Annotated in this window: 18 protein-coding genes; 13 read left to right on the top strand and 5 right to left on the bottom strand. The window is 44.5% G+C overall.

Translation table 11 applies throughout. From position 1 onward, the window contains the following. Positions 1-38: 38 nt before the first annotated feature. The gene (gene cadR / locus ACS8FC_RS10885; protein WP_299188752.1) at positions 39-455 is read left to right on the top strand and encodes a Cd(II)/Pb(II)-responsive transcriptional regulator; all 417 of its coding nucleotides are present in this window, start codon (positions 39-41) and stop codon (positions 453-455) included. Between the two features lie 59 nt (positions 456-514). Here cadR and ACS8FC_RS10880 read toward each other — a convergent pair whose 3' ends face one another. Both ACS8FC_RS10880 and ACS8FC_RS10875 read right to left on the bottom strand, forming a co-directional pair. Beyond that, complete coding sequence (locus ACS8FC_RS10880) at positions 515-994, bottom strand: hemerythrin domain-containing protein (protein WP_439296784.1); 480 nt, start codon at positions 992-994, stop codon at positions 515-517. 237 nt (positions 995-1,231) lie between these two features. Further along, complete coding sequence (locus tag ACS8FC_RS10875; protein WP_439296783.1) at positions 1,232-2,020, bottom strand: IclR family transcriptional regulator domain-containing protein; 789 nt, start codon at positions 2,018-2,020, stop codon at positions 1,232-1,234. 886 nt (positions 2,021-2,906) lie between these two features. Here ACS8FC_RS10875 and ACS8FC_RS10870 point away from each other — a divergent pair. From ACS8FC_RS10870 to ACS8FC_RS10835, 8 genes are all read left to right on the top strand, one after another. Continuing rightward, positions 2,907-3,686, top strand: coding sequence for a class II aldolase/adducin family protein (locus ACS8FC_RS10870; protein ID WP_299220587.1), 780 nt, complete (start codon positions 2,907-2,909; stop codon positions 3,684-3,686). Positions 3,687-3,963: 277 nt separating this feature from the next. After that, a complete protein-coding gene (gene pcaF / locus ACS8FC_RS10865; protein WP_439296782.1) occupies positions 3,964-5,172 on the top strand; it encodes a 3-oxoadipyl-CoA thiolase in 1,209 nt (402 codons plus the stop codon). Between the two features lie 2 nt (positions 5,173-5,174). Continuing rightward, entirely contained in the window at positions 5,175-6,347 is a 1,173-nt protein-coding gene (locus tag ACS8FC_RS10860) for an alpha/beta fold hydrolase (protein ID WP_439296781.1), read from the top strand. A 61-nt stretch (positions 6,348-6,408) separates the two neighbouring features. Then, positions 6,409-7,137: a protocatechuate 3,4-dioxygenase subunit beta gene (gene pcaH / locus ACS8FC_RS10855; protein WP_439296780.1), complete on the top strand. Its 729-nt coding sequence runs from the start codon at positions 6,409-6,411 to the stop codon at positions 7,135-7,137. 3 nt (positions 7,138-7,140) lie between these two features. Then, positions 7,141-7,764 carry a protocatechuate 3,4-dioxygenase subunit alpha gene (gene pcaG, locus ACS8FC_RS10850; protein ID WP_439296779.1) on the top strand — a complete coding sequence of 208 codons (624 nt, stop codon included), beginning with the start codon at positions 7,141-7,143 and terminating at the stop codon, positions 7,762-7,764. A gap of 49 nt (positions 7,765-7,813) precedes the next feature. After that, on the top strand, positions 7,814-9,001 hold the full coding sequence (gene pobA / locus ACS8FC_RS10845; RefSeq protein WP_439296778.1) for a 4-hydroxybenzoate 3-monooxygenase: 1,188 nt from the start codon (positions 7,814-7,816) through the stop codon (positions 8,999-9,001). A gap of 155 nt (positions 9,002-9,156) precedes the next feature. After that, on the top strand, positions 9,157-9,822 hold the full coding sequence (locus tag ACS8FC_RS10840) for a 3-oxoacid CoA-transferase subunit A (RefSeq protein ID WP_439296776.1): 666 nt from the start codon (positions 9,157-9,159) through the stop codon (positions 9,820-9,822). A gap of 5 nt (positions 9,823-9,827) precedes the next feature. Beyond that, complete coding sequence (locus tag ACS8FC_RS10835; protein WP_439296775.1) at positions 9,828-10,487, top strand: 3-oxoacid CoA-transferase subunit B; 660 nt, start codon at positions 9,828-9,830, stop codon at positions 10,485-10,487. A gap of 210 nt (positions 10,488-10,697) precedes the next feature. On the opposite strand, the gene ACS8FC_RS10830 is transcribed toward ACS8FC_RS10835, so the two are convergent. Next, the gene (locus tag ACS8FC_RS10830) at positions 10,698-11,078 is read right to left on the bottom strand and encodes a DUF1971 domain-containing protein (RefSeq protein ID WP_439296774.1); all 381 of its coding nucleotides are present in this window, start codon (positions 11,076-11,078) and stop codon (positions 10,698-10,700) included. A gap of 228 nt (positions 11,079-11,306) precedes the next feature. Between ACS8FC_RS10830 and ACS8FC_RS10825 the strand changes: the two genes are divergently transcribed. Further along, positions 11,307-12,788, top strand: a complete 1,482-nt coding sequence (locus ACS8FC_RS10825; protein WP_439296773.1) for an MFS transporter — start codon at positions 11,307-11,309, stop codon at positions 12,786-12,788. Positions 12,789-12,859: 71 nt separating this feature from the next. Here ACS8FC_RS10825 and narL read toward each other — a convergent pair whose 3' ends face one another. Next, entirely contained in the window at positions 12,860-13,519 is a 660-nt protein-coding gene (gene narL, locus ACS8FC_RS10820; protein ID WP_439296772.1) for a two-component system response regulator NarL, read from the bottom strand. Positions 13,520-13,573: 54 nt separating this feature from the next. After that, positions 13,574-15,622, bottom strand: a complete 2,049-nt coding sequence (locus ACS8FC_RS10815; RefSeq protein WP_439296771.1) for a histidine kinase — start codon at positions 15,620-15,622, stop codon at positions 13,574-13,576. Between the two features lie 424 nt (positions 15,623-16,046). Between ACS8FC_RS10815 and ACS8FC_RS10810 the strand changes: the two genes are divergently transcribed. The 3 genes from ACS8FC_RS10810 to narH all read left to right on the top strand — a co-directional run bounded on the left by ACS8FC_RS10810 (position 16,047) and on the right by narH (position 23,179). Then, a complete protein-coding gene (locus tag ACS8FC_RS10810) occupies positions 16,047-17,426 on the top strand; it encodes a NarK family nitrate/nitrite MFS transporter (RefSeq protein WP_439296770.1) in 1,380 nt (459 codons plus the stop codon). A gap of 368 nt (positions 17,427-17,794) precedes the next feature. After that, the gene (locus ACS8FC_RS10805; protein ID WP_439296769.1) at positions 17,795-21,553 is read left to right on the top strand and encodes a nitrate reductase subunit alpha; all 3,759 of its coding nucleotides are present in this window, start codon (positions 17,795-17,797) and stop codon (positions 21,551-21,553) included. Between the two features lie 87 nt (positions 21,554-21,640). Then, entirely contained in the window at positions 21,641-23,179 is a 1,539-nt protein-coding gene (gene narH, locus ACS8FC_RS10800) for a nitrate reductase subunit beta (protein ID WP_439296768.1), read from the top strand.

The following is a 23,179-nucleotide window of genomic DNA, read 5'->3' as shown; positions in this document are numbered from 1 at the left end:
ATCACTATTGATGACTATAGCTATTTAAGGAGAGAAAAATGCCTATCAAAATTGGCGAGCTTGCCAAACGTACAGGGGCGACGGTAGAAACCATTCGCTATTACGAAAAAGAAAAATTGTTACCGGAGCCTACGCGCAGTCAAGGGAATTATCGTTTGTATCGTGAGGATCATATTGAACGTCTGCAATTTATCCTACATTGCCGTACGCTCGATATGACTTTGGAGGAAGTGCGAGTTTTGCTGCAGTATTGGGATACGCCAGATAAAAACTGCGGAGAGGTAAATATACTATTAGACGAGCATATCGATGCGGTAGAAACACGTATGAAAGAGTTGGTGCAATTAAAGCAGCATCTATTAGATTTGCGCCAAAAATGCGCCAAAGAAGCACCAGCTGAATCATGCGGGATACTCCATGCGTTGGCTGATAATTCTTGTCATCTTTCCTATTAGCCATTTATTAAAATCGCTCTATGAAGGTGGAATTGTAAAACGTCTTATATTTTTCTAAATTAACGCTTTTCGTCTAAGTGCTTGATATTATCTGGGCTGGCTGCATAGATAGCGTCAAGCTCATGCTGCGTTAAATATTTTTCGGCAATAGGAAAGAGCTTACGTTCTTCAAAACGTATATGATCATATAATAAGTTACCAAGTTGTTTGACTTGTTTAACAGTGACTATAGTATTCTCACAAGCTTGAGCAGCTTGAATTTCCATCTTCGTATTGTTCAACAGTCTATGCTGTTCTCTCATTGTATCGAGTACGGATCCAACCTCAGGTTGGGTAGCTTGATAAGGTAGCAAGGCTTTTGTGATTAAATTGTCCTCGATACTAAAATGGTTTTGCATATCATCAATATAAGAGGACAGTGCTTGCCAATGTGTAGTAATCGCTTGCGGGTTATCGGTGCACTCTTTAGCGTGACGTCCTATATGTAAACCAAGATGATGCTGGCGTGATAATGGCTGTAATTGAGGGGCGCGTTTCATTCGTAATCTCCAGTTTATGAAGTCGATGTGTTTAGTTGACGACCTATTATAATATGAATGATAACCATTCTCATAATATAACAATTTATAGCCTGCTTGACTATTATCATATGACGTCTATTATTAACCAATACGCGGTTATCACTTAGATAAAATTGATGATTAAGATTGTTACTTTTATATTAAGAATCCCACCATGTCGACAGATAGCCTATCTCAAACATAGTATGTTTTCTCCTAAACATAATACGTCTGTATTTGTTCAACACAATCACGCAATGTAGGTAAAAACTCGTTTATCAAAACCTCATGAGAGACTCGTGAAGCATTGGTACTAACGTTAATAGCACCAATCAATTCGTTATTTGACTTATATACAGGCAGTGCGAGCGATCTTAAGCCAGTATCTAACTCTTGATCTACTATGACATATTGATCGTTTTTTGCTTGTTGTAAGGTTTTAAGCAGCTGTTTTGGGTCAGTAATGCTATAGGGTGTATGGGAGATAAGCTCAACACTATTAACATAGTCTTTGCGCTGCTCGTCAGGAAGATTGGCCAAAATAGCGCGTCCTATTGAGGTATAAGCAGCAGGCAAGCGCGTACCAACGGATATGCCAATAGATAATAAGCGATGTTTGGCAGCCGAGCGGGCAATATAAACCACTTCATCATTATCTAGTACCGCAAAGGAACAAGACTCTCCAGTTATTTCAGTGACGCGCTCTAGATAAAACTGAATAATATCGTGATGATGCATACCATCTAAGTAGCTTGCTCCAATACTCAACGTTTTGGGAGTCAAGCTAAATTGGCGCTTGTCTTTGTGCACATAACCAAGGGCATGTAAGGTTAATAGATAGCGCCTAGCTTTTGCTCTATCTATGTTGGCGCGTTCGGCCACTTCACTTAGAGTCATACTAGAATGACTTTCATCGAACGTTAGTAAGACGCTTAAACCTGCTGCAAGAGAGGCAACAAAATCTGGACTGTCAGAGGATATTTTATTTTCTTGTTCTTTATACATGATGTTTACTAATTACCAATTAATGATGACTAAAATCAGGAAGTTTAAACGCCCGTTACCAAATTAATCAATCAACCTTTTGTACATACTGACATCAAAAACGAACTTTTGAATCGTTAGTTTGTACAAGCGATGTTAGATGTTGAGCTGGCTATCATAGAAGTTAGAGAACATCATAGCCTTATTCTAAAAGGTATGCTACCGCAAACGAAGTAAGAGCGATCAATAGATTTATATGATAACGATACGATTGGAGCACAAACTTACTTTAGTAATAATTTTACTATCCGTTCTGTTTGTCATCTAAGCTGAGTCCTTCAATTCAATCATTAACACTATCTTGTCATTAAACAGTGACCCGTCAAGAGGTGATCGATACAGCAACGATAATGTTGCTTAACCCTGCATTAATACACGGTAATCATAACTAAGCGAGACAAGCTTACCTTATTAACTATTAAGAGGTTGGTTTTGTCATTGGCGCAGGATAAAGCGCATAACTAGATTGACAGTAGGCTAAAAACAGGTTAGCTTAATTCACTATACGAACAACTATTCTGATAGAGAACGAATAAAGCGTCGTTGCTATCAACGATGGTAAAGCTATGCCTCCATATGGCGAAGATACCTTATTTGCAAATTTAACGTTTGCAAATTCAGCGCTAACCTATAAAAGTTTGAGACCAGCTATGAAAGAGAGGATAGATTTACCCAAAGTCTGGATGAGTGCCAAACATGTTGTAGACTCAAGTGATATAACAATACAATGATTATGTGGGACAACAAAATCTGCTGACATCAGGCTTTTAATGATTATGATTGCTATAAAAGAGAGATGCATCGCGCAGCAGTAATGGATGAAAGTTTAGAATAAAAGGAAGTTATCATGAAAGATATTTTTGACACCATAACAACCCCTGCAGGCTATAGTGACGTTGAATGGCAAGCAAGAATAGAGCTGGCATTATGCTATAGGATGGTAGATTACTATGGGTGGACTACCCAAGTTTATAACCATATCTCCTACCGCATTCCTGGTACAGAGCATTTATTGATTAATGCCTTTGGACTGCTATATAGTGAAATTACCCCCTCAAATCTAGTGAAAATAGACTTTGAGGGCAATAAAATTGATGATTCACCGTACCCGATTAACAAAGCAGGTAACGTGATACATACTGCATTGCATAAAGGCCGACCTGATATCCATTGTGTGATGCATACGCACAGTACAGATGTGCAAGCAGTAAGTGCTTTAGAGTGTGGATTTATCCCTTTGTTTCAAGAAGCTTATATGTTCCACGATCGTATTGGTTATCATCCTTTTGAAGGAATTGTATTAGATGCTACGGAACAAGAAAGGCTGGTGCGCTCAATCGGAGCAAAAAATCACACGCTGATGCTGAATAACCACGGCGTTATTACCACAGGACCCGATGTAGCGTGGGCATTTATGCGCATGTACCAAATGATTCAAGGGTGCCAAGTTCAACTAAAAGCCATGGCGTCTGGTGGCAAGTTGCTACAAGCCAGTGATGAGGCGATGAGTAAGACAAGAGAGCAGTTTGAAGGCGGTGATGCACAAGCGGGTGCCCAAGTTAGACTGCCTGAATGGCCTGCTTATTATCGATTGATGAATCGCATTGATCCCAACTGGATTAGATAGTAAAGCTATGGTAGTAATCTCATAGCAAAAAACGATGAGTACATATGGATGATATAGTAATAGTCGATATATCGGCCCACTTATCTATATATATCCTATAAAATAAAAGACCTACGATAATTCGTAGGTCTTTTTACTATTAAAAAAGTAGTCAACTATATTGACAGAGTCCTAAAAAAAGTATAAGTTAATTCACAATACGAACAATAATTCTTATATAGAACAAAAGTTATTCGCAATTAAATGGTATTGATAATATCTCTAGGGAGAGAGGAAAATGACAGCAGTCTATATATGTCATCCAAAGCGTTCAGCGGTCGGTCGTTATGGTGGCTCTTTAGCGGATATTCGTCCTGATGACTTGCTAGCTCAAGTGATAAAGGCTGTATTGGCTGATGCCCCTGAGTTTGATCATAGTATGATTGACGATGTGTTCATGGGGTGTGCCAACCAAAGCGGTGAGGACAACCGCAACGTCGCTCGCATGAGCAGCTTACTATCAGGCTTAACAGAGCAGGTATCCGCTACCACTATCAACCGACTATGTGGTTCAGGCTTGGACGCTGTCGGTACAGCTTTTCGTGCGATTGTTAGTGGTGAGATGGAGTTGGCAATAGCTGGCGGCGTTGAATCGATGACGCGCGCTCCCTTCGTAATGGGCAAGCCAGAAAAAGCCTATGACCGTAGTCAAAAGCTGCAAGATACCACCATGGGCTGGCGCTTTATTAACAAAAAGCTTGATGCCTTATATGGTACAGAGGCCATGCCACGCACAGCTGAGAACCTGGCTGACAAATATCATATTTCGCGCGAAGATCAAGATGCTTTTGCAGTATGGTCACAGCAGAAAGCTGCACAAGCACAAAACGACGGTCGCTTGCCCGCTGAGATTACGCCAATCACCATCGAAAGACGCAAACAAGCCGCCCTTATTGTCGATACAGATGAGCACCCAAGACCCAATACTGATATAGCAGCATTAAGCAAATTACGTCCAATATATGAAAACGGCACGATTACCGCTGGTAATGCGTCCGGCATCAACGATGGTGCAGCCGCTATGCTAGTGGCTAGTGAAGCTGCCGTAAAAAAATATGGCTTAACCCCAGTCGCCAAAATCGAAGGTATGGCTACAGCAGGCGTGTTACCAACCATCATGGGTATTGGTCCTGTGCCTGCCACTCAGAAGTTGTTAAAACGTTTAAACCTCAGCTTGGATGACATCGACGTCATAGAGCTAAATGAAGCTTTCGCAGCGCAAGCCCTCGCTTGCTCTCGTGAGTTGGGATTAGGAGATCGTGATGAGCGTATTAATCCTAGAGGTGGCGCTATTGCTTTAGGTCATCCACTAGGCGCATCAGGCGCTCGTATTCTAATCTCAGCTATCCATGAATTACAACATACCAATAAAGATAAAGCGCTTTGCACGATGTGCATTGGCGTCGGGCAGGGTATTGCCCTAGTCATTTCACGAGTAGGAGCATAACGATGACCTTTTTAGCGACCGACGCTCACCTTATGGCTTATCAAGACAGTGGTGAGACCTATCTGCCTGCGTTATTTATGGCGCATCCTTTGGGAATGAGCCGTGATGTTTGGGATACAGTATGTGATCAATTGCATGGTCATTACCGGTGTATTCGTTGGGATTTACCAGGTCATGGCAGCAGTGGTGTCGCAGCAGAAACCTTATCGGCAGAGTTGCTTGCTTATGATGTGTTGGCTTTAGCGGATACCCTAGAGGTGGCCAGTTTTGATTTTATTGGGACTTCAATTGGCGGGGTCATTGGACAAAGCTTATGCCAGCTTGCACCGCAGCGATTAGAACAAGTGTGGCTTACCAATACGGGGGCTGTCATCGGCACTAAAGCGGGCTGGTCTGAGCGCGCTGAAAATGTGCGTCGTTTGGGTTTGACTGCCATGGCAGAGACGATTGTGCCGCGGTGGTTTTCACCCAGTTATACCCAGCAAAATCCGGCGGTGATACAAGGCTGGCAAGTGCAACTGTCACGTAGCGATGCTGAGAGCTACGTCAAGCTTTGCGAGGTTCTAGCAGAAGTTGATAATCGCGGTAAGTTGAGCGGCTATACAGATAGTGTGGCGTTGATAGCTGGCGGTGACGACGTCTCTACGCCTATCGAAGCGTTAGAAACACTGCAAACTGAATTTACTGCTGCAAGCTTAAGTGTATTTTCAGGGGTCGGTCATGTGCCATCTATTGAAGCATCCGATTTATTGGTTGAGCATATACAAGCTAAGGCTGGGCGAGAGAATGTCGGGCAGACTGGTGTCAGCTACGAGCAAGGACTGATGCAGCGTAAGCGCATTTTAGGAGAAGCTCATGTTGAGAGAGCCTCTAAAAACGCAACGACGTTAGACAGCCCGTTTCAGCAATTTATCACGCGTAACGCTTGGGGTGAGCTTTGGGGCGATCCATCTTTAACGATACAACAGCGCAGTATGATTACGACTGCAATATTAGCGGCGCTTGGCCGCGATGGAGAGCTGGGGTTGCATTTACGTACCGCTAAGCGTTTAGGTATCGATGAGGCTCAATTAAGGCAAGTATTGATGCATGTCTCAATTTATGCTGGCGTCCCTGCGGCCAACCATGCCTTTGCTTTGGCAAAAGACAATGGTTGGGGCACGACCATTTTGTAAAGTCATAGCCGTCAATACTATTGCTTATAAAATTTTATAGATAAGAGTGGAGAAAATCAAAATGAGTCAAAAGTATCCTTATTTTCTGGCGCGTGATCGAGCATGGCAACCGGCGCAATATACTCCAGGTTATAAAACTTCCATCACACGTTCGCCAAAACAAGCCTTGGTTAGCATTCAAAATGCCAGTCCATCTGAGCGCAGTGGGCCAGTATTTGACGGTTTAGAAATTGGTCAATACGACAATGATTTGCTCATGAATTTTCGTACAGAGGGGACACAAGCTGGCTTGCCCATCGGTGAGCGTATCATTATGCATGGCCGTGTTATCGATCAATTTGGTAAGCCAGTTGCCAATACACTAGTTGAGATGTGGCAAGCCAATTCTGGAGGTCGCTACCGCCATAAAAAAGATAACTACCTAGCACCGCTTGATCCAAACTTTGGCGGGGTAGGTCGTTGTATGACTGATGCTGATGGCCGCTACCGTTTTCGCACGGTACGTCCAGGGCCTTATCCATGGCCAAATGGCATCAATACTTGGCGCCCTGCCCATATTCACGTCTCAGTTATGGGGCCGTCGATCTCAACACGGTTGATCACACAAATGTATTTTGAAGGTGATCCATTAATCCCTTTGTGTCCTATTGTTCAAGTATTAAAAGACCCAGAAGCAGTGGAAACTATGATTGCGCGTTTAGATATGGCGATGAGTAAGCCTATGGATTGCTTGGCCTATCGTTTTGACGTTGTCGTTCGTGGTGCCTTGCAAACCTACTTTGAGGAGTAACAAATGTACAGTCAATATAAACTACAAGATGACACAGGTATATTGCGCGAAACCGCCTCACAAACATCGGGTCCTTTTGTGCATATCGGTTTGGCCTTAGAGATCGCCGGGTTTGCATCGCGAGAAGATGAAATCTGGGAAGACTTAGCCAAAGAAGGGGCTGAGGGTGAGCATATTGAATTGGTCGGCCGAGTCTATGATGGCAATGGTGAGCTGGTGCATGATGCTTTGATTGAGATGTGGCAAGCCGATAGCCATGGCAATTATATCGCTAGTTTTGACAATAAAAAACCCTTTAGTGGCTTTGGACGCAGCGCTTGCGCCATAGATGGAGACTTTCATTTCAATACTATCAAGCCTGGACCAGTAGACTTTAATGGTAAGCTGATGGCCCCGCATGTCAATATCGCCGTGTTTGCACGAGGTATCAATTTGCATCTACAAACCAGAGCTTATTTTGAAGATGAGCAGGCGCATAATGATAACTGTCCAATCTTAAACGCGGTACCTTCATTAGCGCGTCGCAATACACTAATAGCGGTAAAAGAAGCGGGTAATACTCAGCCGCGCTATCGTTTTGATATCTACTTGCAAGGTGACAACGAAACCGTGTTCTTTGATTTTTAAGTTGGGTATTTCAAAGAACCATATCTAATTAGACAATGAGAGGGATTTCATGACTAAAACAAAAGTAGCTATTATCGGAGCAGGTCCATCTGGGTTATTACTTGGTCAGTTATTGACGAAAGCTGGGATTGATAATGTTGTTTTAGAACGAAAGTCAGGAGAATACGTACTAAGTCGTATTCGTGCAGGCGTCTTAGAACAAGGTACTGTAGATTTGATCCGCGAATCTGGTGCTGGCGCTCGTATGGATGCAGATGGCTTAATTCATACTGGAACGGACTTTAGTTTCCAAGGAGAGCATTATCACCTAGACCTAGAAACATATAGCGGTGGTAAACAGGTCATCGTTTATGGTCAAACCGAAGTCACACGCGATTTGATGGCAGAGCGTAAAAAGGCTGGGGGCGTCACTATTTATGAAGCTGCTAACGTGCAGTTGCATGATATTGAATCAGACAATCCGTACGTAACTTATGAGCATAAGGGCGAAACCCTGCGTCTAGACTGTGATTATGTTGCTGGTTGTGACGGTTTTCATGGAGTGTCTAGAAAGTCTATCCCAAAAACTGAGCTAGAAGAGTATGAGAAAGTCTATCCCTTTGGGTGGTTGGGCTTAATGAGTGATACACCGCCTGTCAACGATGAGCTGGTTTACTGTGCTCATGAGCGCGGGTTTGCCTTATGCTCAATGCGCTCTGCCACCCGCAGTCGTTATTATCTTCAAGTTCCCAACACAGACACGATTGAGGACTGGAGTGAAGAGAAATTTTGGGAAGAGTTAAAGCGCCGTATTCCAAAAGAGATGGCCGAGCGTTTAGTGACAGGGCCAGCCTTGGAGATGAGTATTGCTCCGCTACGCTCTTATGTGTGTGAAACCATGCAATACGGCAAGTTGTTTTTATTGGGCGACTCAGCACATATCGTGCCGCCCACCGGCGCTAAAGGTCTTAACTTAGCGGCCAGCGATGTAGAAACGGCTTACCGCTTATTTGTCAAAATATACCAAGAAGGCCGTACAGATTTAATTCCACGTTACCAAGAGGTGTGTCTAGCCCGAGTATGGAAGTCAGTACGCTTTTCTTGGTGGATGACCATGCTATTGCATCGTTTCCCAAGCTCTAGCCGCTTTGATTTTCGCGTACAGCAAGCTGAGTTTGACTATTTTATTAATTCAGAAGCGGGTAAGAGTAATATCGCTGAAAACTATGTTGGATTGCCCCTAGAGAAATTAGAGTAAGGGCTTAAGGGCTAAGGTTTAGCACCGACCTACCTTAAAAACAACAATGACAACCTGCTGATTTGTTTACCATATAACGGGCTGTACATTAAGACAGCTCATAACGTTAGACAGACATATTTGCAGGTATAAGCACTTTTTTATAGGATGACTCAATGTTAAATAAGGTGACAGAATCTGCGGCTCAAGCTATGAGCAATATAACGGATGGCGCCACTATCTTGATAGGTGGTTTTGGCTTGGCAGGACAACCGGCAGAATTAATCGATGCATTAATTGAGCGCAATGCTAAAGATCTCACGATCGTTAGTAATAATGCTGGCAATGGTGAAACAGGACTGGCTTTATTATTAAAATCAGGCTGTGTACGGAAGATTATTTGCTCATTTCCGCGCCAGCACGATTCTTATATTTTTGATGACTTATACCGTGCAGGCAAAATTAAGCTTGAGGTTGTGCCACAAGGGACACTAGCGGCTCGCATGCAAGCAGGAGGTAGTGGGCTTGGGGCTATTTATACGCCAACCGCCTATGGCACACTACTCGCTGAGGGTAAAGAGACTCGTACCATCGATGGCATCGACTATGTATTAGAGTATCCTATCAAAGCGGATTTCGCTCTGATTAAGGCCTTTCAAGGAGATCGTTGGGGCAACTTAACTTATCGCAAAGCGGCCCGCAACTTTGGCCCTATTATGGCTGCAGCCTCTAAGCATACGGTTGCCCAAGTCAGCGAAGTGGTAGATTTGGGGGTTTTAGATCCTGAACATATTGTTACCCCTGGTATTTTCGTCCATGAAGTCGTGCATGTGGGAGCATAAACATAATGAGTAATTATACACCATGGTCGGTCGATGAGATCGCAAGGTACGTCGCCCAAGATATTCAAGAAGGGATGTACGTCAATTTGGGTATTGGTCAACCCACCAAGGTTGCAGATTTTTTGCCGGACGATAAAGACATCTTTTTGCACAGTGAAAATGGGGTGTTGGGTATGGGTCCTGAGCCAACTGCAGGAGAGGAGGATGGTGACTTAATCAATGCTGGCAAGCAATATATTACTTTATTAAAAGGCGGCAGTTATTTTCATCATGGCGATTCTTTTACCATGATTCGAGGAGGGCACATCGATTTATGCGTCCTAGGGGCCTTTGAAGTGGCTGAAAATGGTGATATTGCTAACTGGTTTTTAGGTCGCCCTAAAGATATTCCTGCAGTTGGTGGGGCGATGGATTTAGCGGTAGGCGCTAAAAAAGTGTATGTGATGATGGATCATGTCAACAGAAATGGCGCGCCCAAAATTGTTGAAAAACTCAAACTGCCTATTACCGGTAAAAAGTGCGTTAATCGAATTTATACAGATTTAGCAGTAATTGATGTGACTGATCAAGGCTTGAAAGTCCGTAAAATGGTTGATGGCTTAACTTTTACTGAGCTGCAAGCCAAGACAGGTGCCAAGCTAATTGATAACACTCAATCAATCTAAATAACTACCTGTCAAGACAGGATTCTATGATACAAACAATTTAATAAGAAAGAAAATACTACAATAAGCTGAAGGCTCAAAGCGTAGTACGAGTAGGGACATCTTGAGATATAAATAGTTTTGCTGACGCAATAGCGTTTTTCATGTCTGTATCATGAAAAACGCTTGTTAGTGTGACTTGTCTCCCACGGTTTTATTTTGCGGCTTTGGTTAATCGGGCTTATCAAACAGCTTTTCAATTGGTTTGCTATGAATAGTGGAGCTGTTGAATAGAGATTTGCCCTTAGTGTCGCCCTCTGTCCAAAAGTTAATATTGAACTGCGCATCATCGCTTAGCTCAACCCGGTGCCAATACTGCGGCGGGCTAACGGCAAACTCTCCTGCGCGAATAATAATGGTCTGCTCGGGCTCAGTGGCGGTCTCGTTAGCGAAGCCATAAAAAGTTACCACACCTTGCATCACACAAATCTGACCATATACACCCTCAGCGGTATTGTGATGCGTGAGCAGTGCTTTAGGCACTTTATCTTTGGTAAAGAAATGCGTAGAGCGCTTTATTTTCCAGTGGCTTGGAATGACTTGCTGATTCATAGTGACTCCTTAATAAGTTATCAGTATTTTACATATTGAATAATTATCATTTACCTCATTATAGCTTAAAGATGAATTAATAAAGTCCTCCTTTAGTAGTACTAGTCGTAGTCTTAAACGCATAAAACATACTGCTTTTGCTCAATAGGTATGCTCGCTTTTTATTGCTAACTTATCTCCATCACAATTATTTAAAACTATCGAGTTTTATGGCGGAGGATATAAGTTATGCATGCAAAAGAGCTGCTTGAGATGGAACGCCGTGAAATAAGGGCGCTGCATTATACGTGGATTGCTTTTTTTCTAACCTTTTATGTTTGGTTTAATATGGCTCCGCTAGCCACTTCTATGCTAGCGACTGAGAGCTACTTGACCCCTGATCATATCAAGCTATTTTTAATTGCCAACGTGGCCTTGACTATTCCTGGTCGCGTCATTGTCGGTATGGCACTAGACCGTTTTGGTCCTCGGCGGGTATTTTCAATACTCATGGTCGTAATGGCGATACCGACTTGGTTCTTTGCCTTTGGTACCTCAGCCATGCAATTGTTTGTAGCGCGACTATTTATGTCGATCGTCGGTGCAGGTTTCGTCGTTGGTATTCATATGACTGCGCTTTGGTTTAAGCCCAAAGACATTGGTTTTGCCGAAGGGTTCTATGCCGGTTGGGGCAACTTTGGTTCAGCGGCGGCCGCGATTACTATTCCAACGGTGGCACTACAGTTTTTTGGCGGCGATGATGGATGGCGCTGGGCGATCGCTTTATCAGGCCTGCTGATGGCAATATACGGGGTAGCGTATTGGTTTTTGATTACTGATGGTCCAAGCGTTGATACCCATCAAAAATCACGTAAGGCGGGTGCATTAGAAGTCTCTACTTGGGCAGATTTGCTGCTTTATTGTTTGTTTATTATCCCTTTATATGGCGTGTTATCACTCCTGGTATATCGTACGCAAAATATGGGCTTTTTAAGTGATACAAATGCTTGGATACTCTACGGCGTTGTTGCGCTGATGGTGGTTTATCAGATATATAAAGCCATTAGCGTCAATGCGCCTATGATTAAAGCCGGTATTCCTGAAGACGACAAATACCCATTTACTTCTGTTGCGGCGCTTAACGTGACCTACTTTGCCAACTTTGGGGCTGAGCTTGCGGTAGTGTCTATGCTACCGATGTTCTTTGCGGCGACTTGGACACTTGATCCGACGGTTGCAGGTTTGGTTGCCTCAACCTTTGCTTTTGTGAACTTATGGGCGCGGCCGCTTGGCGGCTACATCTCTGATAAAGTCGGTAACCGCCGGCTAGTGATGCTGATTTATATGTTTGGAATAGGCATTGGCTTTGGGTTGATGGGACTACTCAATGCTCAGTGGCCGTTGTTTATTGCGGTAGTTTTTACTATTTTATGCTCCGTATTTGTACAAGGCGCAGAAGGGGCAACCTTTGGGGTGATTCCTTCTATCAAGCGCCGCCTGACCGGTCAGATATCAGGTTTGGCAGGTGCTTATGGTAATGTGGGCGCGGTATTTTATTTGTTTGTATTCACTCTAGTGGAACCTAGCCAGTTTTTCTTTATCATCGCAGTTGGCGCCTTTATTGCTTGGGTGCTCTGCTTCTTTTGGCTAAAAGAACCTAAAGACGCCTTTGGTGATGAGTATCAAATGTCATCGGTGGATCGTCAGATTGCAGCTGAAGCTAACGGCTAAAATCATCTTTTTATCAAAAAACCAGCTGATGTACCATCGGCTGGTTTTTGAGTTATCTGTTTGATTAAAATCTATTTTGTTAAGTTGTTGACGGCCCATACTGCCGCTTCTACTCGGCTGCGTAGACCGGTTTTGTTAAGGATATGCTTGACATGCACCTTCACAGTTGATTCAGCGATATCTAGTTTATTGGCGATCATTTTATTACTAAGACCTTCAGCGATCATTTGAATCACTTGCAACTCTCTTGCGGTCAAATTGCCAGCAATATCATCAATGGTGGGCTTACGTAAGGTTTGCGCCAATATTGCGGCTAGGTTGGGGCTAATAACTAGCTCGCCTCGCAGCACCTTTCTGATATTAACAATAATCAGCTCAGGCTCCATATCCTTTAACAAGTAGCCATCTACTCCCAGCTCCAAAGCTTCTTGCACATCTTCACCAGCATCAGAAACCGTAAACAATAAGGTCTTGGCCTCGATGCCGCGAGACTTGATCTCCCTTAAGGTCTCAATACCTGTCAGTATCGGCATTTTATGATCCAATATGACCAAATCAACCCTATTACTGACCAAAAAATCTAATGCTTCTTGCCCATTACTGGCTTCACTAACCACCTCTACATCATCTTCAAGGCTTAATAGCTCAGCGATGCCTCGGCGCAGCATTGGATGATCATCGACTAATAGCAGTTTGGCAGGAGAGGTTGGGGTATAGACATTCAGACTCATAAGGTGCTCACAAATTAAAAGTGTTACAAGGTAGTCTAATTAATTAATTGTCAGTTAAAAAGACTCGTTAAAATCAGTGGTTTCCGTCATATAGTCGGTGAAAAAATGGGGTACAAACCTAACAATAACACTGACGCCTGTTGGTTCATTGGCAGTGACAATCAGGTCGCCGCCAAGCTTATAAGCCCGCTCTTTCATAATCATGAGACCATGATGCTGCGTTTGATTGACCGTACCTGACATACCGATGCCATCGTCTATCACTGCTAGGGCGATATAATTGCTCTCATCATCATAACCCAAATCTATAGTGACGTTTTTGGCTTGCGCATGACGGCTAACGTTGGATAGCGCCTCTCTGATAATTTGTATCAGATGTACCTGCTCGGCAGCGCTCAAATTTAGTGACATGATTTGATTGTTTACTTTCACCGCAAAGTCGCCTTTTACAGCGAACTCATCAGCGGCTTCATATAAGGCTTCATCAAAATTAGCACTATCAATAGAGAGTCGAAAAGTAGTCAGCAAGTCTCGCAGCTCTTGATAAGCTGAATTAAGCCCCGTTTTAATTTGAGAGATATGCTGCCAGACGCTGGCTTGATTTTGCTCATCAAAAGGGTGCTGATAGTTTTTATCTGAGTATTTTTTTAGATGTTTCTCAAGCACACTCACTTGTATCTTCAAATAAGATAACGACTGGGCTAGAGAGTCGTGTAGCTCTCTTGCAATAGTTGACCTCTCTTCAAGTAAGATCAGCTGATGCTCTTGTTGTTTTTGCTTACGTAAAGATAGGGCGGTACTGACAAGGTTGGTGAGCGCGACAATCAGCTCATGACTTCTAGCATCCAAATACGTGCTATCTATATCTACCATATTGATACGCGATGACGAGGACTCTTGGTTGGTATTAGCGTTGGCATTGAGATCGACATTGGCGTTGGTATTGGCATTATCTGTCAAGAAGGCGTCATTTGATAATAAGACGGATTTGGGCCGAACGTTTAGTTCACCAAACTCGACATCTTGGTGAACAATCGGGAAAGTTTGGGTATGGCTATTGTCTTTAATAATGCAGTTGTCGCAAGTAAGCTTGGTGCATAACTCTTTCATTCTGTCATCGTGCAAGGCGATGCTGTCTTTATTACTCAATATATTGCTTTGTATACATAAAGTGATGTCTAAATGCGAAAAAATATGACCAAAATCGGTAATCAGACTGTCCAGCTTATGTAAGCTGACGGGGCTAATGGTGAGCTGTTTAGAGAAATCATAAAACAACGATAAGGCTTGATTGGCTTTAATCAGATGCCGCGTTTTTATTTGTACTTCATTTTCTAATGATTGCTGAGAGGTTTCAATCGTGCGCGCCATATCATTAAAAGAATCGCCCAGTTTTTTGAATTCTTTATAGCCTGAGATGGACACTCTAGTATCGCGCTTGCCTTGTCGAAATTGGCTATTGGCTGTGATTAAGCGCTGCACGGGTAATAAAACGTTTTGCTGTAACTTAGCAAAACCAACAAGCATGATGATAAGCGTTAATACCAAAGAGGCGATCTGTAACAACTGCTGCCACATCTGTCTTTGCTCGTTGCGATACTGTAATGCATCAACCAATCCATCTGCGTCTTTGACGTAGGAGTCTGATGCACTATATAAAGAGGCTTTATCACGAGACAGTAAAGCAGGTTTTAGACCATTGAACCACTGTGTTTCGATCTTTGCTAATTGATCATTAATACTGTCATGTTCATTACCATAGTGACGTTGATATTGTCTTAGGCTGGCTAGCCGGTTCTCCATGTCAGTAATCAAAAAAGCGGACGCATCAGAGTAACTGGCAGAGTCCGTCTGTGCCGGATTGGTTTTGGGGTTGCTATCCAAATCAGCGGAGTAGAGCCTATCAAAGTCAGTCGCTATTTGAAACTTGATACGATAAGTCGCCATACGTATCGAGCCTGCCGTATTGATGGCTTGGCCATCTGCTTGAGACACCCAAGCCAACACGCCGCTGCCTACAGCAGATATAAAGCAAAGTATAGCAATAGCAAACACAGATGCTAACGCTTGGGCAGGCAAAGAACGTCCTAAGTAATTTTTCATAATGGAAAAATGTATTCCTTATAACTAATCTGTTTTCACATCGTACTTTTTAAACGCTAAAAAACTGCCATCGTACCTTATCACTTATTTCCCATTACTCGCTATACCTCTAAAGCAGTAGCCAATTTGGCGTACGTCAATTAACTCCTTTAGATAATAGTCTACCTCTATATGTGAATACCAATCAAAAAGGCAACTCAGTAAGCTGAGTTATGACTTTTTGTTAATGCGTGATCAAGTTTAAAAGCCGGCTGAGCAAGCAAGGATAGTTGAGTTGCTGCCAAGTAGTAACAGACTAGTAGCAACCGCTTAGTAGTCATAGCCAAACCGTCATCACTCGCTGCATGCTTTTTAACTTCTATCACTGGTTAACTAGATAAGCCTACTACTAATAATGGGATAAACTCTATTAAGTGAGGAAAAGATGAGCGGTAAATATTATACAAAAGGCGGTAAGCTCATTACTGATTGGCGTCCTGAAGTAGATGAGTTTTGGCAAAACGGCGGCAAAAAAGTCGCCACGCGTAACTTATGGATATCGATACCCGCGCTACTACTAGCGTTTGCAGTATGGATGGTATGGAGCGCGGTCATCGTTAATTTGCCAGACATTGGCTTTTCGTTTGATGATGGTCAACTGTTTTGGCTTGCCGCACTGCCCGGTCTGACGGGGGCGACCTTGCGTATTTTTTACTCCTTTATGGTGCCTATCTTTGGCGGCAGACGCTGGACTGCTATCTCAACCGCGTCATTACTGATTCCGGCACTATGGATGGGCTTTGCGGTACAAAACCCTGATACGCCATTTATGATTTTTGCCATCATTGCGCTACTTTGCGGCTTTGGCGGTGCAAACTTCTCATCTTCAATGTCTAATATCTCATTTTTCTACCCCAAGGCTGAACAAGGGACAGCGCTCGGTCTCAATGCCGGCTTAGGTAATCTTGGCGTCTCAGTCATGCAGTTCGCTATTCCTATTGTCATTGGGCTAGGTGTCTTTGGTGCTTTGGGCGGCGCACCGCAGATAACCGCGGCGGGGAAAGCGCTTTATTTACAAAACGCGGGCTTTATTTGGGTGCCCTTTATCGCCTTGGTCTCTGTATTGGCTTGGTTTATGATGAATGATATCTCCTCAGCCAAAGCCTCTTTTAAAGATCAGTCGGTTATTTTTAAACGTAAACACAACTGGATCATGTGCATCCTTTATATGGCAACCTTTGGCTCATTTATTGGTTTCTCTGCCGCCTTCCCCATGCTCATTAGAAACGCCTTCCCTGATATCAATCCACTCAAATACGCCTTTTTAGGGCCTTTTGTTGGTGCCATATTTCGTCCACTGGGCGGCTGGATAGCGGATAAGATCGGCGGCGCGAGAGTGACGTTTTGGAATTATATTGTGATGGTGCTGGCGGTGGTAAGCGTGATGTATTTCTTACCTAGTGACAGCCATCCAGGTAGCTTTGTCGGCTATTTCATCTCCTTTATGGTGCTGTTTATCACTACGGGTATCGGTAATGGCTCCACCTTTAGCATGATTCCGAATATTTTTAGAACCTTTTTGGAGCGCCGCCATCCGAGTAAAGTTGGCACTGAAGAGCTATTTATTGAGATACGTAAAGAGTCCGCAGCGGTGGTTGGCTTTACCGCTGCTATAGCCGCTTACGGGGCATTTTTTGTCCCAAAAATGTTTGGCTCAGGATTGGGTGTCAATGGCACCTTTATCGCTTTAATCATCTTTTATGTCATTTGTATCGTGCTGACTTGGTGGTATTACAGCCGCGGCAATGCTGAGATTCCTTGTTAAGGTTATCGCTTTAGTTTTATAAGCTTAAAGGTTTTTGATAATGCTACTTACTCCAGTAAGTGGCATTTTTTTTGCCAAAAATTTGTTTTTGTGTGGTTAAGTCTATGTGCTTTAGGAGCGTTTTTTATAGGTCAAGCATGATAGTAACTACTACTTAGGAGGTAGAGCACTGCTCATATTAGCTGATAGTCAGGTTATCAAGGCTCACTTAGAATGATGATATCTAAATAGTATTTATCAAAACAGTATGAACAGCTGTTAAGCATAGAGCGATTTATCCAAAGCCTGTCACACAAACCCAATTTTATGACTTTAGCGCTCAATCAATCCCTGTTCACAATATAAGCCATTAAGTAGAGGATAGCCAAATGAGTCATTTACTCGACCAGTTCCGCTTTTTTAAACGCAAACAAGGCGAATTTGCCGATGGACATGGCGAGACTCGTGATGAGTCGCGCGCGTGGGAGAACGTCTATCGTAGCCGCTGGCAGTATGACAAGATTGTGCGCTCAACGCATGGGGTCAACTGCACAGGTTCTTGCTCATGGAAAATCTATGTCAAAAACGGCTTGGTGACGTGGGAGACGCAGCAAACTGACTATCCAGAAACCCGCCCTGATCTACCAAACCACGAACCACGCGGCTGCCCACGAGGCGCAAGCTATAGCTGGTATATGTACTCAGCCAACCGCGTCAAATACCCAAAGGTACGTAAGCCGCTACTCAAACTATGGCGCGAAGCCAAAGCCCAATATCCTGATCCCGTCGATGCTTGGGCCAGTATCGTTGAGGACCCAATCAAAGCTGAGCAGTACAAGTCTAAGCGCGGCTTGGGCGGCTTTATTCGCTCGACGTGGGTGGAGGTGAATGAGATTATCGCCGCCAGTAACGTCTATACTGCCAAAACTTTTGGCCCTGATCGCATTATTGGTTTCTCACCGATTCCGGCGATGTCGATGGTCAGCTATGCTTCTGGTAGTCGCTATTTATCACTCATTGGCGGGGTCTGTTTGTCGTTTTATGACTGGTATTGTGATCTGCCGCCAGCATCCCCGATGACTTGGGGCGAGCAAACCGACGTGCCAGAATCCGCTGATTGGTACAACTCTGACTATATCATCGCTTGGGGCTCAAACGTACCACAAACGCGCACGCCTGACGCGCACTTTTTTACCGAAGTTCGCTATAAAGGCACTAAGACCGTTTCTATCACGCCTGATTATGCTGAGATCTCTAAGCTGACCGACTTATGGCTCAACCCAAAGCAAGGAACGGATGCGGCAGTGGCGCAAGCCTTTTGTCATGTGATTATCAAAGAGTTTTATCTTAAGCAGCCAAGCGATTATTTCTTAGACTATGCCAAGCGCTATACCGATTTGCCGGTGCTAGTGATGTTAGAAGGAGATGAGAATTCGCGCCGTGCGGGTCGTTATTTGCGCGCTTCTGACTTGGTGGACAATTTAGGGGAAGCAAACAATCCAGAATGGAAAACTATTGGCTTAAATAATGATGGTGAACTGGTATCGCCACTAGGCTCTATCGGCTATCGCTGGGGCGAAAAAGGCAAATGGAATCTTGAACAAAAAAACGGCGCAACAGGCGCAGATATTGACTTAACTTTGACTCTAAAAGGCAGCTCTGAGACTTGTGTCGTTGACTTTGATTACTTTGGTCATGTCGATCATCCGCACTTTACCTCAGTGCCAGGCGAGCCAATACAACGAAAAACTGTCCCTTGTAAAACCATCACCCTGGCCGATGGTAGTACCGCTATTGTGGCAACCGTTTTTGATTTAACTGTGGTCAATCTTGGTGTCGATAATGGCGTTGGCGGCGAACATGTCACCGATGATTATAATGATGCTATGGTACCAGGCACGCCAGCTTGGCAAGAAGTGATCACCGGTCTTAGCCGTGAGCGTGTCATTCAAGTCGCGCGCGAGTTTGCAGAAAACGCGCATAAAACTCATGGTAAATCGATGATTATTATTGGTGCCGGCATGAACCACTGGTATCACCTCGATATGAACTATCGCGGCGTCATTAACATGCTCATGCTCTGCGGCTGTATCGGCAAATCTGGCGGCGGCTGGGCGCATTATGTCGGTCAAGAAAAACTGCGCCCGCAAACCGGCTGGTTACCACTAGCCTTTGCCCTTGATTGGCACCGTCCGCCGCGTCATATGAACGGGACGAGTTTTTTCTACGCGCACAGCTCACAGTGGCGTCACGAGACTATCTCCGCTCACGAGATACTCTCGCCCAATGCCAATAAAAAATTCTTCCCTGAGCACATGCTGGATTACAACATTCAGGCTGAGCGTGCTGGCTGGTTGCCATCAGCGCCGCAGCTCAACCGTAACCCATTGACGATAGCAGCCCAAGCTAAAGCTAGTGGTAAGGGCGTTGAAGAATACGTAGTGGACTCACTACAAGATAATAGCCTACGTTTTGCCTGTGAGTCTCCAGATAATCCTGCTAACTTCCCACGCAACATGTTTATTTGGCGCTCAAACCTGCTGGGCTCATCAGGAAAGGGCCACGAATATATGCTGCATTACTTCTTAGGGACCAGAAACGGTCTCTTAAATGAAGAAAACCCTACGGGTCATTTGCAGCCAAAAGAAGTCGATTGGGTCGAAAAAGGCCCAACTGGCAAGCTTGATTTGGTCGTTACCTTAGATTTTCGGATGTCCTCGACTTGTCTATACTCAGACATCGTTTTGCCAACAGCGACGTGGTACGAAAAAGATGACATGAATACCTCAGACATGCATCCGTTTATTCATCCCTTAACGGCGGCAACCGACCCTGCTTGGGAGTCCAAATCAGACTGGGAAATCTATAAAGGTATCGCCAAAAGCTTCTCTGAGCTCTCAAAAGGTCATTTAGGTGTTGAAACTGATGTGGTGACTTTGCCAATGCAGCATGATAGCCCAGGTGAGCTAGCGCAGCCCTTTGGTGGTACGGACTGGAAAACTGCCGGTGAAAAACCAGTACCGGGTAAAAACTGTCCCATGATTAAGATCGTTGAGCGCGATTATCCCAATACCTATAAGAAGTTCACCTCTATGGGGCCGGCGCTTGAGGCATTAGGCAACGGCTCAAAAGGTCTGAATTGGGATATGAAAACCGAAGTCAAACAATTGGGCGACTTAAACCACCGTGTCACTGAGCCAGGTATCTCTGAAGGGCGACCCCGTCTGAATACCGCAGTGAATGCCTCTGAGATGATTTTGATGCTGGCGCCTGAAACCAATGGTCACGTGGCGGTCAAAGGGTGGTCGGCATTGTCTGAGTTTACGGGTCGCGATCATACCCATTTGGCCAAATCCAGCGAGCACGAAAAAATCCGCTTTAAAGACATCGTCGCCCAACCGCGTAAAATTATCTCAAGCCCGACGTGGTCTGGCATTGAGTCTGATGAGGTGAGCTATAACGCCGGCTATACCAACGTTCATGAGCTGATCCCCTGGCGCACCATTACCGGCCGTCAGCAGTTTTATCAGGATCACCCATGGATGCAAGCGTTCGGTGAGCAGATGCAGCAATATCGTCCGCCTATCGACACCAAGACCACCGATATCATCCAAAACACCAAACCCAATGGTAATAAAGAGATCGTACTGAACTTCTTAACGCCGCACCAAAAATGGGGCATCCACAGTACCTACTCTGAAAACCTGCTGATGCTGACGCTAAGTCGCGGTGGTCCTTGTGTTTGGATGTCAGAAGTGGATGCACAAAAAGCCGGTATTGTCGATAACGACTGGATTGAGGTTTTTAATGCCAACGGCGCTATCACGGCTCGCGCCATCGTCAGTCAGCGCGTCAAAGAAGGCATGACCATGATGTATCACGCGCAAGAAAAATTGGTCAATGTACCCGGCTCGCAGCAAACCGGTATCCGCGGTGGTATCCATAACTCGGTGACCCGTACTATCTTAAAACCGACGCATATGATTGGTAGCTATGCCCAGCAGTCTTATGGCTTCAACTACTATGGCACAGTCGGCTGTAACCGCGATGAGTTTGTGGTAATTCGCAAAATGTCGAAGATCGACTGGTTAGAGGAAAAACCAGATGACTCATTACCGCGCCCATTGCCTACTAGCATCGATGGCTAAAGCTATTTTTCTCAAAGAGATATCCTAATTTTTGGCTATCTCTTAAGAAACCAAAGCTGCTTTTTTACTACTATTTGGAGCACACCCATGAAAATTCGTTCACAAGTCGGCATGGTGCTTAACCTTGATAAATGTATCGGTTGTCACACTTGCTCAGTTACCTGTAAAAACGTCTGGACCAGCCGCGAAGGGATGGAATACGCGTGGTTTAATAACGTTGAATCAAAGCCTGGTATTGGTTATCCCAAAGAGTGGGAAAATCAAAGCAAATGGCGCGGCGGCTGGATACGTAATGCCAACGGCACGATAAACCCGCGTATTGGCGGTAAGTTTCGCGTACTGGCCAATATTTTTGCCAACCCTGATTTGCCAGAGATTGATGATTATTACGAGCCGTTTGATTTTGATTATCAACATCTGCATACCGCGCCTATCGGTAACTACTCCCCAATCGCCCGCCCGCGCTCAGCCATCACCGGCAAGCGGATGCAAAAGATTGAATGGGGTCCTAACTGGGAGGAAATCCTCGGCTCAGAGTTTGAAAAACGCCGTAAGGATAAAAACTTCGACAATATTCAAGCTGAAATTTATGGCGAATACGAAAACACTTTTATGATGTATTTGCCGCGTCTATGCGAGCATTGTCTGAATCCCACCTGTGTGGCGTCATGCCCCAGTGGCGCAATTTATAAGCGTGAAGAAGACGGCATTGTCCTCATCGACCAAGAAAAATGCCGCGGCTGGCGCATGTGTATCTCAGGCTGCCCATACAAAAAGATTTACTACAACTGGAAATCGGGCAAGTCAGAGAAATGCATTTTCTGCTATCCACGTATCGAGGCGGGCATGCCAACGGTTTGCTCAGAGACCTGTGTTGGCCGTATTCGCTACCTAGGCGTGCTACTTTATGATGCAGACAAAATCGCCGAAGCGGCCAGCATGCCAAACGAGCAAGATCTGTATCAAGCGCAGCTCGATGTGTTCTTAGATCCTAATGACCCAGCAGTTATCGCGCAAGCCCTAAAAGATGGCGTGCCGCAATCGGTCATTGATTCAGCGCAGAAATCACCCGTTTATAAGCTGGCGATGGATTGGAAGCTTGCGTTACCACTACACCCTGAATACCGGACGCTACCGATGGTCTGGTATGTACCGCCATTATCACCGATTCAAAACGCGGCTGAAGCGGGCAAAGTCGGTATGGATGGTCTGATTCCAGATGTCGATAGCTTGCGTATTCCGCTGCGTTATTTGGCCAATATGCTCACCGCAGGCGATGAAGAACCGGTACGTTTAGCGCTCAAACGCTTGCTTGCCATGCGTAGCTACAAGCGTATGCAATTGGTTGAGAAGCAAGAGGTACAAAGCATTTTGGACGAAGTTGGTTTGACCAAGCACCAAGTGGAAGAGATGTATCGTTACCTGGCGATTGCCAATTATGAAGATCGTTTTGTCATTCCAACCGCGCACCGCGAAGAGGCATTGAGCGATGCTTTCGCGGAACGTAATGGCTGCGGCTTTAGCTTTGGTGAAGGTTGTTCAGGACAATCTGATAACAGTATGTTCGGTCAACGCAAAACCAATCGTCGTGATTTTATCGATACCGTACAAAAGTGGGAGTCATAA

Source organism: Psychrobacter sp. 1Y4, assembly GCF_051847555.1.
The sequence above is the reverse complement of the archived record's forward strand: the minus strand, read 5'-3'. Positions and strand labels throughout refer to the sequence as shown.